This window comes from Kitasatospora sp. NBC_01266, assembly GCF_036242395.1.
Lineage (GTDB): Bacteria > Actinomycetota > Actinomycetes > Streptomycetales > Streptomycetaceae > Kitasatospora.
Map to the genome: position 1 here is coordinate 3,946,722 of NZ_CP108458.1, position 12,625 is coordinate 3,959,346.

11 protein-coding genes are annotated in these 12,625 nt (G+C 73.3%); 5 read left to right on the forward strand and 6 right to left on the reverse strand.

All coding sequences use genetic code 11. The features are described from left to right. Window positions 1–152: 152 nt before the first annotated feature. The gene (locus tag OG403_RS17075; RefSeq protein ID WP_329565268.1) at window positions 153–1,394 is read left to right on the forward strand and encodes a hypothetical protein; all 1,242 of its coding nucleotides are present in this window, start codon (window positions 153–155) and stop codon (window positions 1,392–1,394) included. Here OG403_RS17075 and OG403_RS17080 read toward each other — a convergent pair. Continuing rightward, window positions 1,372–2,553, reverse strand: a complete 1,182-nt coding sequence (locus OG403_RS17080; RefSeq protein WP_329565270.1) for a sensor histidine kinase — start codon at window positions 2,551–2,553, stop codon at window positions 1,372–1,374. The genes OG403_RS17075 and OG403_RS17080 overlap by 23 nt on opposite strands. A gap of 217 nt (window positions 2,554–2,770) precedes the next feature. Here OG403_RS17080 and OG403_RS17085 point away from each other — a divergent pair, with 217 nt between their 5' ends. Both OG403_RS17085 and OG403_RS17090 read left to right on the forward strand, forming a co-directional pair. Next, window positions 2,771–3,430 carry a double zinc ribbon domain-containing protein gene (locus OG403_RS17085; RefSeq protein WP_329565272.1) on the forward strand — a complete coding sequence of 220 codons (660 nt, stop codon included), beginning with the start codon at window positions 2,771–2,773 and terminating at the stop codon, window positions 3,428–3,430. A gap of 238 nt (window positions 3,431–3,668) precedes the next feature. Continuing rightward, window positions 3,669–4,373, forward strand: a complete 705-nt coding sequence (locus OG403_RS17090) for a MerR family transcriptional regulator (protein ID WP_329565274.1) — start codon at window positions 3,669–3,671, stop codon at window positions 4,371–4,373. Between the two features lie 7 nt (window positions 4,374–4,380). On the opposite strand, the gene OG403_RS17095 is transcribed toward OG403_RS17090, so the two are convergent. Beyond that, complete coding sequence (locus tag OG403_RS17095; protein ID WP_329565276.1) at window positions 4,381–6,084, reverse strand: protein kinase domain-containing protein; 1,704 nt, start codon at window positions 6,082–6,084, stop codon at window positions 4,381–4,383. 287 nt (window positions 6,085–6,371) lie between these two features. Here OG403_RS17095 and OG403_RS17100 point away from each other — a divergent pair, with 287 nt between their 5' ends. Beyond that, window positions 6,372–7,199, forward strand: coding sequence for an ABC transporter ATP-binding protein (locus OG403_RS17100; RefSeq protein WP_329565278.1), 828 nt, complete (start codon window positions 6,372–6,374; stop codon window positions 7,197–7,199). 159 nt (window positions 7,200–7,358) lie between these two features. Then, on the forward strand, window positions 7,359–8,315 hold the full coding sequence (locus OG403_RS17105) for an esterase/lipase family protein (RefSeq protein ID WP_329565280.1): 957 nt from the start codon (window positions 7,359–7,361) through the stop codon (window positions 8,313–8,315). 93 nt (window positions 8,316–8,408) lie between these two features. Here the strand turns inward: OG403_RS17105 and OG403_RS17110 are convergent, their stop codons facing one another. The 4 genes from OG403_RS17110 to OG403_RS17125 all read right to left on the reverse strand — a co-directional run bounded on the left by OG403_RS17110 (window position 8,409) and on the right by OG403_RS17125 (window position 12,613). Continuing rightward, window positions 8,409–9,008, reverse strand: coding sequence for a cation transporter (locus tag OG403_RS17110; protein ID WP_329565282.1), 600 nt, complete (start codon window positions 9,006–9,008; stop codon window positions 8,409–8,411). 115 nt (window positions 9,009–9,123) lie between these two features. Next, window positions 9,124–9,531 carry a RidA family protein gene (locus OG403_RS17115; protein WP_329565284.1) on the reverse strand — a complete coding sequence of 136 codons (408 nt, stop codon included), beginning with the start codon at window positions 9,529–9,531 and terminating at the stop codon, window positions 9,124–9,126. 94 nt (window positions 9,532–9,625) lie between these two features. After that, window positions 9,626–10,372, reverse strand: a complete 747-nt coding sequence (locus OG403_RS17120) for a class I SAM-dependent methyltransferase (protein ID WP_329565286.1) — start codon at window positions 10,370–10,372, stop codon at window positions 9,626–9,628. A 108-nt stretch (window positions 10,373–10,480) separates the two neighbouring features. Then, entirely contained in the window at window positions 10,481–12,613 is a 2,133-nt protein-coding gene (locus tag OG403_RS17125) for a transglycosylase domain-containing protein (protein WP_329565288.1), read from the reverse strand. Between the last annotated feature and the right edge of the window lie 12 nt (window positions 12,614–12,625).

Consider the following 12,625-nt stretch of genomic DNA (forward strand, 5'->3'; position numbering starts at 1 on the left):
GCGTCAGGGGCTTCGCCATGCCCGGGGCCGACCGCGCGAGCGAGCGACCGGCGATCCGCGCGCCGGGGGCGGCCAGGCGGCCCTCATCGACTGGCTGTCCGCTATGTCCTGGTATCTGCTGTTCTGACAGCGGATACCGGAGGTGGCAGCGGATGGCCAGTGCGCTGGAGCGCCCACGGCGCAGGTGGCGGTCGGCCCTGGCCGCCGTGCTGATCGTGCTCGCCGCCGTGCTCGCCCCGCTGGGCATCCTCTCCGTCTGGGTGAAATCACAGCTCACCGACACCGACCGCTACCTGGCCACGGTCGCCCCGCTCGCCCACAACCCGGCGGTGCAGGCCGCCGTCACCAACCGGGCGACCGACGCGATCATGCAGGAGATCCCGGTCGGCTCGCTGCTGAACGGACTCTCCCCGAACGACCAGTCGGTGCTCGGCGGCCTGCTCGGCCAGCTCGGCGGCACGCTGAACGACGGGCTGACCGGGTTCGTCCACGGCCAGGTGGCCCAGGTGGTGGAGAGCGACGCGTTCGCCGCCGTCTGGCTGGCGGTCAACCGCACGGCGCACGACTCGCTGAACCGGGCGCTGACCGGGCAGGGCGGCGGCGCGGTGCAGATCACCGGGAACACCGTGACGCTCGATCTGGCGCCGCTGATCGACCAGGTCAAGACCGGCCTGGTGGACAACGGGCTGAGCATCGCCGCGAGCCTGCCCACCGTGCACACCTCCTTCGTGCTGGTCAGCTCCGACACCGTCGGCGACGTGCGGACCGGGTTCCGGGTGCTCCAGGTGGCCGGGTTCTGGGTACCGGTGGTGGCCCTGCTGGCGGCGGCGGCCGGGGTGCTGCTGGCGGCGAACCGGCGGCGGGCACTGGTCGGCGCGGCGCTGGGCGTCGCGGCCGGCGCGCTGGCGCTCGGGATCGGGGTGGACGTCTTCCGGGCCGTCTACCTGGACGGGCTGAGCGCCGGGGTCGACCAGGACGCGGCCGGCGCGATCTACGACGCGCTGGCCCGCTTCCTGCGCGAGACGGTCCGCACCGTGGTCGTGCTCGGGGTGCTGGTGGCGATCGCCGCCTGGCTGACCGGGCCGGGGCGCCGGGCCCGGGTGGTCCGCAGCCTGTGGCGGGCGGGGCTGGGCGCGGTGCGGCAGACAGGCGAGCGGCTGGGGCTGCGGCTCGGTGCGACCGGGCGGTTCACCCACCGGCACAAGGCCCGGCTGGAGTGGAGCGCGGTGCTGCTGGCGGTGCTGGTCCTGCTGCTCTGGGGCTACCCGACGGCGGGCGTGGTGCTGAGCCTGGCGGTCGCGCTGCTGGTGGTGCTCGCGGTGCTGGAGTTCCTGGACGAGCCGGACGACACCCCGGGCGCCGACGAGGCGGTCAGACCGGAACCTCCATCGTGACCAGCCAGCCGGTCGGCGTCGGACCGGCCTCCGTGGCACCGCCGACCCGCTCGATCCGCTCGCGCATCCCCCGCAGGCCGTTGCCGCCGCCACCGCTCACCCGGGCCGCCGCCGTGCCGACGCTGTTCGCGACGGTGAGCCGGACCTGGTCGGCGCGGTAGTCCAGGAGCACCTCGGCGGGCGCCCCGCCGGCGTAGCGGGCCACGTTGGTGAGCGCCTCCTGCACCCCCCGGTAGAGCGCGAACTCGGCCTGCGGCTCGCCCGGTCGAGCCGTGCCCCGGACCTCGAAGGCGATCTCGACCCGCAGGTCCCGGCCGCTGCGCTCGACCAGCGCGGCGAGGTCCGTCAGCCCCGGCAGCCGGTCACCGCGCAGCGCGCCGACGGCGTGCCGGGCCTCGACCAGGCCCTCCCTGGTCAGCTCGACCGAACGGCCGATGATCTGCTGGAGCAGCGGGGCCACCTGCTCGCGCTCGGCCAGCGTGCGGGCCGCCGCCAGCTGGATGGCCAGCGCCGAGAGCGACTGGGCCAGCACGTCGTGCAGCTCGCGCGCGATCCGGGCCCGCTCGGCCTCGGCCGCCGCGCTGGTCTCCGCCTCCCGCGCGTCGGCCAGCTCGGCGAGCAGCAGTTCGGTGCGCTCGTGGCTCTCCCGACTGAGCCGCAGCAGCCGGGCGGTGACGGCCAGCACCACGCAGAGCAGCACCGCGGAGCCGATCGTCACCAGCGGTTGGTCGACCGTCAGCCCCAGGATGACGGCCAGTCCGAGCGTCGTGCCCCCGCCGAGGAGCAGCGCGTTGCGCTCGTCGAGCCGGATGAAGCAGGTCATCACGACGCCGGAGACCGGTAGCGCGTTGAGGGCGCCGGGCTCCACGACGGTGAGCAGCAGCGCGCTGACCGCGCTCAGGCCGAGCAGCGGCAGCAGGGCCCGGTCGGTCCGCGCCGGGTGGATCCGGCCGACCGGCGCCAGCGGGACGGCGAAGCCGAGCAGCGCCAGGCTGACGACCAGTCGGCGCCCGGTCAGACCCGGCGGAACCGAGTTCGTCCAGGCCATGACGGCGACGGCGGCCAGCAGCAGCCAGCCCAGCTGGCGCAGCCGGGCCACCTGGCCGCCGCGCCGGCACTCGGCCTCGGCTATCACGCGGGCGACCCGCTCACTCACCATGCGCCGCAGCATATTGCCGGTCGGTCCAAGGGAGGTGACCTGCACGGTGACCAGCCGTGCGGTCGCGACTGACATCGAGTGAACGGCAGCTGAAAGGCCTTCCCTTCATCTCAGCTGACATGCCACTCTTCGCATGCCGAGAACCGCCCGGCGACACGAGGTGTCGTCAAGCCGACGGACGGCGTTCCGATATGGATCACCCTGGGGGGAACCACCGATGACCACCGAGATCTACTTCACCAACAACCACCGGGATCTGTGCGAACAGTACGGGACCGGCGCGGGTTTCCAGTTCGAGTTCAACTGCCAGCGCTGCCAGGACACCTGGCGATCGCCGTACGAGGCGTTCACCACCGGGCGGGCGGCCGGCTGGATCAGCAAGGGCGTCGGCGCCGCCTGGAACATGCTGGGCGGCAGCGGCAACACCATCTCGAACGCCGCCGACGGCCTGGCGGGGGCGAGTTGGGGCCATGCCAAGGACGCGGCCTTCGAACGGGCGATCGTCAACGCTCAGGGCCACTTCCACCGCTGCGCCCGGTGCACCCAGCACGTCTGCGACCTGTGCTGGAACCCGGCCCAGGGCCTGTGCCAGGGCTGCGCCCCCGACACGGCGGCCGAGGCCGAGGCGGCCCGCCGGCGCGGGCTGAACGAGGAGGTCGCCCAGCGCGCCTACACGGCGGGCCAGCAGGCCGGCCAGGGCTACGACGTGGCCACCGAGCGGCAGTTGGTCTGCCCGCAGTGCAACGCCGAGACGCACGGCGGGGCGTTCTGCGCGGGCTGCGGCTTCAAGCTGGCCACGCCCGGCAGTTGCGGCTCCTGCCAGCAGTCGGTGCCGGACGGCGCGGCCTTCTGCCCGGGTTGCGGCGCCCGGCAGTAGCCGAAGCACGCGCTGCGGGCCCGCGGATCACCCCCGGGCCCGCGGTGCGTACTTCGTCGCGGACCGTCCCGCCACCCCGTTCGCGCCACCCGGGCGAAGGCCGTGGGCACGCCCCCCAGTGGGGTCCCGCCACCGCCGACGGACAGTCAAGGGTCGCAAGGGTCTGGTTGCGGCGACCGCCCGGCGCCTAGGCTTGCGGGCATTACCGCTGGTCCAGGGCGGGAGAGGAGATCGGCCTGTGCGCGTCGGGGAGTTGAGTCGGCAGACCGGGGTCCCGGTACCCACCATCAAGTTCTACCTGCGCGAGGGGCTGGTCCCGGCCGGTGAGCTGACTTGCCCGAACCAGGCGCAGTACGACCAGCGACACATCCGGCGGCTCAGACTGGTGCGCGCGCTGCTGGAGGTCGGCGGGCTCTCGATAGCCGCCGCCCGCGAGGTGCTCGGCACACTGGACGGGCCCGAGGTGTCGCTGCCCGACACCCTGGGCATCGCGCGGCGGGCGGTCACCCCGGCCTGCGGCACCACCACGGAGCCGACCGGCCGGGCCGGGGACGCCGCTCGGCACACCGCCGCCCGGCAGGCCCCCGGAGCACCGGACCCCGCCGGGCAGGCGGCACTCGACGCGGCGGCCGCCTGGGTGGCCGGGCGCGGCTGGCAGGTGCGGCCGGGCGGCCCGGCCTGCGCCTCGCTCGCGCAGCTGATCCGCACCCTGCACGAGCTCGGTCGGCCCGACCTGCTCGATCTGCTCGACGAGTACGCGGCGGCCGCCGAGCAGTTGGCGATGGCCGAGCTGGCGCTGGTGGGCCGGCGCGCGGACCCGGACGGGCGGCTGGAGGGCGCGGTGCTCGGCACGGTACTGGGCGACGCGCTGCTCGCCACCCTGCGGCGGCTGGCCCAGGAGGACGCCTCGCGGCGGGCCTTCACCGTGCCCGCTTCATCGTGACGTTGCGTCAGTTCCCCGCGTCGTCACCGTTGTTGTTCCCGCTGTCACCGTTGCCGTTGCCGCCGTTGCCGTTGCCGCCGTTGCCGTTGCCGCCGTTGTCCACGCTGCTGTTGTCCACGCCGCTGTTGGCGTTGGCGTTGGCGTTACTGCCGGCGCCGCCGTCCTGGCCGTTCAGCGAGCCGATGATCGAAGTGAGCTGACGCTGCCAGCCCTCGGTGGTCTGCGCGTCCACCGTGTGCTTCTTGGCCAGGTCGCGGACCTGCTTCTGCGCCGCCTTCAGGGCCTGCACCGCGTCCTGCGGGTGGCCGGCGTTGGCCGCCGCCGCGGCGACATCCAGCGTGTGCAGCAGCGGAGCCTGCCGCTCCTTCGGCATCGGGGCGGCGGCCATCTCGGTGCGCAGCTCGCCGATCGCGGCCACCGGGGTCGCCGCACCCCCCACCGGGGCCGGGGTCGGCCTGCCCGGCGTGAACGACTGGCCGGGCGTGCTGCCCGCCGCGGGGACCCCGGCCGTGCTGCCGACCGCCGAGCCGGCGGCGGGCGGCTTGCTGCTCCCCGTCGAGGAGGAGTCGGCGAAGGCCAGCACGCCGACCACGCCCACCACCGCGAGGACGGCGACGCCGAGCACCCACGCCACGGTGCGGCGCGGGCGCCGGGCGGGAGCGGCGAGGTCGTCGCCCTCGCCCTGGTCGTGGCGGTCGTCCGGGCGGCCGTCGAAACCGTTGCCCGGGTAGGCGGCCTGCGCGGCCATCACCGAGGTGGGCGCGGCCCCGCCGCGGAACGGCGGCGGCTCGGGTATCGGGCCCGTCATCGGGGGCAGCATCGTGGTGCGGTCGCCGCCGGTCCCCGGTGCGGGCGTGGCCAGCAGCTCCGCCGTGCGGTCCACCGCTCCCGCCACGGTCACCGCCGCGAGCAGCTCGGCCCGCGCGGCGCCCGCGTTGGCCGGCCGGTCCGCCGGACGCTTGGCCAGCATCCGCGCCACCACCCGGTCGACCGTGGGCGGCACGTCGGGGCGGCGCAGGCTGACCAGCGGCGCCTCCTCGGTGACCTGCATGAACGCGGTCGCCACCGGCGTGTCGGCGGTGAACGGCGGCTCCCCGGTGAGCATCTCGGTGAGCACACAGCCCAGCGCGTAGAGGTCGGTGCGCCCGTCCACCTCGCCCGCGGTGGCCTGCTCGGGCGACAGGTAGGCGGCGGTGCCGAGCACGGTGGCGGTCTGGGTCAGCTGCTGCCCGCCCGACGAGGCGCGGGCGATGCCGAAGTCGACGACCTTGACCCCGCCGTCGTCGGTGATCATCACATTGGCGGGCTTGATGTCCCGGTGCACCAGGCCGGCCGCGTGCGCGACCTCCAGCGCCTCGCACATCGCCGCCGCGATCCCGACCGCCCGCTCGACCGGCAGCGGGCCCTGCTCGGCCAGCACCGAACTCAGCGACCGGCCCCGGATCAGCTCCATCACGATGTACGGAGAGCCGCCGTCCATCCCGGAGTCGAAGACCATGGCGATCCGCGGGTGCACCAGCATCGCGGCGTGCTGGGCCTCGCGGCTGAACCGCTCGGCGAACCTCGGGTCGTCGGCCAGCGCGTTGTTGAGCACCTTGACCGCCACCGGCCGGCCGAGCACCCGGTCCATGCCGTGGTAGACGGTGGCCATGCCGCCCATGCCGAGGATCCCGACCAGCTCATAACGGCCGTTCAGTGCTCGTCCGATCACTGGTCCCGCTCCTCACACTCCATCGGCCGGGCACCCGCGCGCCCGGCACCCGCGCCATGATCCGGCATCACTGCGACGCTCCCCCAGCGGGGTCACCGCCGAGGGTATCGGCGGTTGCCCGGCAACCGGGAGTCCAGCGACTGGAACGGTCCACGGACCGCCGAGGGCGACTGCTAGCGTGCGAGTCCCGACGCGGGCGCCCGGTGCGGACACCCGGTGAGTACGGACGTGGGTTCGCGCCGCCCGGTTGCCCTCGTTCGTCACGACCGCCGAGGAGCGCGCCCCCGATGACCGCCGCCACCGACCCCGCACCGCACGGCCCGCTGCTGCACGCCGAGGACGTCGACGTGGTGCGCGACGGCCGCCATCTGCTGCGCGCCATCTCGCTGACCATCGAACCCGGCGAACACTGGGCCGTACTCGGGGCCAACGGGGCCGGCAAGAGCACCCTGCTCGGCCTGCTCGGCGCCGTCTCGCACCCCACCCGGGGTGTGGTGCGGGTGCTCGGCCGGCAGTTGGGCCGGGTGGACATCCGGGAACTGCGCGCGCACCTGGGCCATGTGAACCCCCGCCATCCGCTGCGCTCGCCACTGACCGTGCGCGAGGTGGTGCTGACCGGCCTGACCAACAGCATCGAGCCCGAGCTGCGGCGCCAGCCCAGCACCGAACAGGTGCGGCACGCCGAGGAGTTGATCGCCACCCTCGGCATGAGCCGCCGGATCGAGGCCCCCTGGACCACCCTCTCGCAGGGCGAGCGCGGCCGGACCCTGATCGCCCGCGCCCTGATGCCCCAGCCGCGCCTGCTGCTGCTCGACGAGCCCGCCACCGGGCTCGATCTGACCGCCCGCGAGCAACTGCTCAGCAGCCTGGACGAGTTGCGCGAACAGCACCCGCAGCTGGCCAGCGTGCTGGTCACGCACCACCTGGAGGAGCTGCCCAGCAGCACCACGCACGCCCTGCTGCTGCGCGAGGGCGAGTGCGTGGGGCGCGGGCCGGCCGCCGAGACCATCACCACCGAGCTGGTCAGCGCCTGCTTCGACCACCCGATCAGGATCACCCGGGAGGACGGCCGGTGGGCCGCACGGGCGGCTCGGCGGGCTACCGCCGTGCGCTGATCGCCGTGCACTGATTTTCGGCACGATTCCCCCCTCAGGGTGTCATTTCGTGCGCGGTGTCTGGCCAGGCGCTTAACGCGGAAGTAACTTACTGGCCAGTTCCCTCGGCGCACCCCCACGCGCCGTTCGCGTACCTCCTACCCCACCCGGAGGACAGCCATGTCCGGAACACCTCTGCGCTCCACCCTGCCCAGAACCGGCCTGCCCAGAACCGGCTTCGGCCGCCGCCTCACCTCGCTGGCCCTCGGCTGCGGCCTGCTCGGTGCCGCGCTGGCCGGCGCCGCCGCCCCCGCCCAGGCCGCCACCCGTGGCGCCACCGACCCGATCGCCGCCGCCCAGGCGCTGGCCGCCCCCGGCGTGCCCGGGGCCAACAACTGGTCCTGCCACCCGAGCGCGGCCCACCCGCGCCCGGTCGTGCTGGTCCACGGCACCTTCGCCAACGGCTCGGTCAACTGGCTGACCATCGCCCCCGCACTGGCCTCCGACGGCTACTGCGTCTACGCCCTCACCTACGGCACGATGCCGAACGTGCCGGTGCTCGCGGCGATCGCCCCGGTGGCCGACTCCGCCCAGCAGTTGGCCACCTTCGTGGACGGCGTGCTGGCGGCGACCGGCAGCGGCCAGGTCGACATCGTCGGCCACAGCCAGGGCGGCATGATGCCGCGCTACTACCTGAAGTTCGACGGTGGCGCGGCCAAGGTGCACACCCTGGTCGGCCTCGCGCCGAGCAACCACGGCACCACCCTGGACGGCCTCACCACGCTGGCCCAGTCCTTCCCCGGCGCCCAGGCCGTGGTCAGCTCCGCCTGCCCCGCCTGCGCGGACCAGGAGGTCGGCTCGGCCATGCTCCAGCAGCTCAACGCGGGCGGCGACACCATGCCGGGCGTCGACTACACCGTGATCGCCACCGAGGACGACGAGGTGGTCACCCCCTACACCTCGCAGTTCCTCAGCGGTCCGAACGTGGAGAACGTGACGGTCCAGCAGCTCTGCCCGCTCAACCACCCCGACCACGTGCTGATGGCCGTCGACCTGGTGGTGCTGCACGAGGTCCGGCACGCGCTCGACCCCGCCGAGGTGGGCGAGGCGAACTGCTCCGCCAACCTGACGGGCTGACCCCCGGGCCTGCCTGACGGGCCGTCCTGGCCCGCGCCGTTGGGCCCGTTCCGGGGAGCGGACCCAACGGCGTCCGTTCGGCCCGACGCTGCGTCAGCGCTTCGCCCGGAAGATCCCCAGCGCCTCGCGCGCCGCGTACGCCGCCAGCAGGTATCCCACCAGCGGGTCGGCCCACCACCAGCCCAGCACGCTGCCGAGCAGCAGCCCGAGCAGCACGGCGACGGCGAGCGCCCCGTAGACCAGGGCCACCCGCGCCTCGGTGCGCAGCACCTGGTTGTCGAGCGCGGCCCCCGTGCGGGCCTGGCCCGCCGCGAGGGCGGACAACACGGCGGCGGTGGCGGCGGTCCAGCCGATGCCCAGCGGCGAGTGGCGCGCGTGGAAGCCGTCGACCAGCACCAGCGTCGACTGGATCGCGAGATAGCCGGCCAGCAGCGCGAAGCCGCCGCCGACCAGCCGCAGCGCCAGTTGCCGGTGCGCCTTGCCGGTTCCGGTCAGCTCCCCGAGCACGACCGCCGAGGCCCCCGCCTCGAGCAGCGAGTCCAGGCCGAGCCCGGCCAGCGCCACCGATCGCGCGGCGAGCGCCGCCACCGCGAGGACGGCGATCCCGGCGACCTGCCAGCCGAGGGTGGCGCAGGCGAAGGCGATGCCCCGGCGTAGCAGGGTCTGGCGGGAGATCTCGCGAACGATCGGCACCGGCCGCAGTCTGCCAGGCACCCCTCGGCCCCGCCAGAACCTCTCACCCACGGCACCCGCGACACTCCCCCGCCCGGGGGAGCGCGGTGGAACGACCGGCGGTCCGCACCCGGCGCTACGGCAGTGCGACGACCGCGTCGACCTCGACCAGGAACCCGGGGCGGAACAGCGAGGAGACCTCGACCAGCGTGCTGGCCGGGTTGGCCTGCTCGCCCAGCACCGGCCGGATGAACTCGTCGCGCGCATCGCGGATCGCCTGCACCTCACCGACGTCCAGCAGGTACCAGCCGAACCGCACGACGTTGTCCCAGTCGGCGCCCAACTCCCGCAGGACCGCCCGCAGATTGCGCATCGCCTGCCTGGCCTGCGCCGCCACATCGCCCGCACCGACCAGCTCGCCGTCGCCGTCGATCGCCACCTGCCCCGAGACGAAGGCGAGTCGGCCGGAGGTGACCACGGCGTGCGCGTAGCCGGGGCCGGGCGCGAGGTCCGGCACCTCGGTGAGTCGGGCATCGACAGGCATGGGATCCCCCGGTGTTGAGATCGTCAACGTGCTCGGAGCGCAAACCTACCAACCCGCTGACCCGGCGCCGGAGCGGCCAGGACGTCGCTCACCGCTACCGCACGCGCCGGGCGATCGTGATGATCTCCCGGGCCCCGGCCCCGGTGACCGGCTCGCCGCCCCAGTAGCCGTACTGCGCCTCGATCTCGAAGCCCGCAGCGGCGAGGAACGCGTTGAGCGGCGCCACGTCGAGGAAGCGCAGGCTGGTCCGGTCGGCCTGGAGCACGGTGCCGTCCGGTGTGGCCATCGTCCCGTCGAAGGTGACCACGTCGGCGGTGACGGAGTCGACCTCGTGCCACAGGCGCAACGGACGCCCGAAGGCCTCGAAGTCGAGCACGTTGGACGGGTTCCAGCCTTCCCAGGCCCGCGCCCTCGGGTGCCGGGTCTCGAAGGCGAAGCGGCCGCCCGGGCGCAGGGATGCGTGGATCGCGGCCAGGGAGGAGCGCAGCTCGTCGTCGGTGAGCAGGCACTGGAAGGCGTGGCCGGTCATCGTCGCGAGCTCGAAGCCGGCGCCGGCCCGGTCAACCCGGTCCGCCTGGGCAGCCGTACCCTCGATCCAGTCGATGTCGGTCCGCCGCTGGGCCCGGGCCAGCGCGGCGCGGTCCGGGTCCAGGCCGACCAGGCGGCCGTGGTGGCCCTGTTCGCGGGCCCGGATCAGCATCGCGCCGGTGCCGCAGCCGACGTCCAGGACCGAATCCGCCGCCATCACCAGCTCGTTGTAGAAGCGGTCCTCGGGGCGGTGGCCCGGGTCCCAGGGGTTCAGCAGGTCGTACAGCGCGGCGGCGTCGGCGTCCGAGATCACCGCGACAGTGTGGGCCGAACCCCGTGTTCCGGCAACTGGTTTCGCGAGTGGGCGAACGCGTTGAGCCCCCGGCCGAGGCCGGGGGCTCAACGCGTCAGGGCGGCGGTATCACTGGCCGGGGCTGGCCCCGCCGCTCGGGCTGGAGCCGTCGGTCGGGCTGGTGGGGGGGTTCAGCGCGGGTGCGCTGGGCAGCGAGATGGGGGGGAAGCTGTTGACCGGGGTGCCGGCCACGATGGCCTGCATCGCCTCGTGCCAGACCGGGCCCGCGACCTGGCCACCGAAGGCCTGCTCGATCGGGCTGCCGCCGAGGACCTGCCCCTCCAGCGGCTGCTGGGTGCCGGTGTCACTGACCACGGTGGCGCCCACCACGTCCGGGGTGTAGCCGATGAACCAGGCCTGCAGGGCCTTGTCGGTGGTGCCGGTCTTACCGGCGGAGTCACGACCGGCCAGACCCTGGCCGCTGGCGGTGCCGCCGTCCTGCACCACGCCCTTGAGCATCGCGGTCATCGTGTCGGCGGTGTTCGCCGACATGACCTGGGAGCAGTTGGCCGACGGGACGGCCACGCTCTTGCCGTCCGGGCCGGTCACCGAGCTGATCGCGATCGGGTCGCAGAAGACGCCGTGCGAGGCGAAGGTCGCGTACACGCCCGCCATCTGCAGCGGCGTCAGGGAGTTGACGCCCAGCGTCATCGCGGGGACCACCTGGAGCTTCTGGCCGCCGGCCTGCTGGGTGATGCCGAGCTTGTTGGCCATCTGATCGACCGTGCAGAGCCCGACCTGGCCCTCCAGCGTGGCGAAGTAGGTGTTGATCGACGCGGACAGTGCCAGCGGCATGCCGATGTCCCCGGCCTCCGCGGTGGAGTCGTTGTGGACCTCGCCGCTCGACTTGAAGCGGCCGCCCTGGCAGTCCTTCATCTCGGGCCAGGGCATGCTGTACGGCACGGTGAGGTTCGTGTCATCGCCCATGCCGTTCTCCATCGCGGCGGCGGCCACGATCGGCTTGAAGGTCGAGCCGGTCGGGAAGCCCTGGCCGCCGCCCATCGCATGGCTGACGTTGAGGTTCATCGTGGTCTGGTTGGTGCCCAGACCGTAGGGGTGGCTCTGCCCCATCGCCAGGATCTTGCCGGTGCCCGGCTGCACCACGCTCATCACGGCCGCCGGCTTGTCGGAGGCGTTCGCGTTGTCCGCCATCGACTGGTTGACCGCGTTCTGCGCCTTCGGGTCCAGGGTGGTGTGGATCTGCAGCCCGCCCCGGTTCCACAGCGCCTGCCGGTCGGCGGTGCTGGCGCCGAACGCCGGGTCCGAGAGCATGATCTGCTTCACGTAGTCGCAGAAGAAGCCCTCGCCCGCCTTGGCCGTGATGCAGCCCTGCTGCGGCGGGGTGACCGTGAGCTGGATCGGGGTGTTGATCGCCTGGTCGGCCGCGGCCTGGGTGATGGTCCCGTACTGGGCCATCTTCTTCAGCACCGTGTCGCGTCGTTCCTTGGCGTTGGCCTTGTGCACGATCGGGTCGTAGTTGGTGGGCGACTGCTCGATGCCGGCCAGCAGGGCTGCTTCCGGGAGCGTCAGGTCCTTCGCGTCGGTGCTGAAGTACCGCTGGGACGCCGCCTCGATCCCGTAGGCGTTCTCACCGAAGAAGGTGATGTTGAGGTAGTTGGTCAGGATCTGGTCCTTGGTCAGCGTCTGCTCGACGCTGATCGCGTACTTCATCTCCTGGATCTTGCGGCCGATGGTCTGGCGCTGTGCCTGCTGCACGGCTGCCGCGTCGTCACCGGCCTCGTCGACGAAGACGTTCTTGACGTACTGCTGGGTCAGCGTGGAGGCGCCCTGGGTGCCGCCACCGCTCGCGTTGCTGTCCAGCGCCCGCGCCAGGCCCTTGGGGTCGATGGCGCCGTGCTGGTAGAAGCGGTTGTCCTCGATGTCGACCAGCGCCGACTTCACCAGCGGGGATATCTGGTCACTCGGCACCACGGTGCGGTCGCGGTCGTAGACGGTGGCGATCACGCCGTTGTTCGCGTCGTAGATCGTGGAGGCCTGGGAGAGCGGCGGCGTCTTGAAGTCGCTCGGCAGACTGTTGAAGTTGTCGACCGAGGCCTTCGCGCCCAGGCCAACTCCGCCTACGAACGGAAGAGCCATGCCGGCCAGCAGGACACCGGCCACGCCGCTCGCACCGATCAGGCGGACGCCTGAGGAGAGCAGCACCAGTGGACGGGAAGCGCGGGAAGGGGACTTCGACACCATGGCATCGACCGT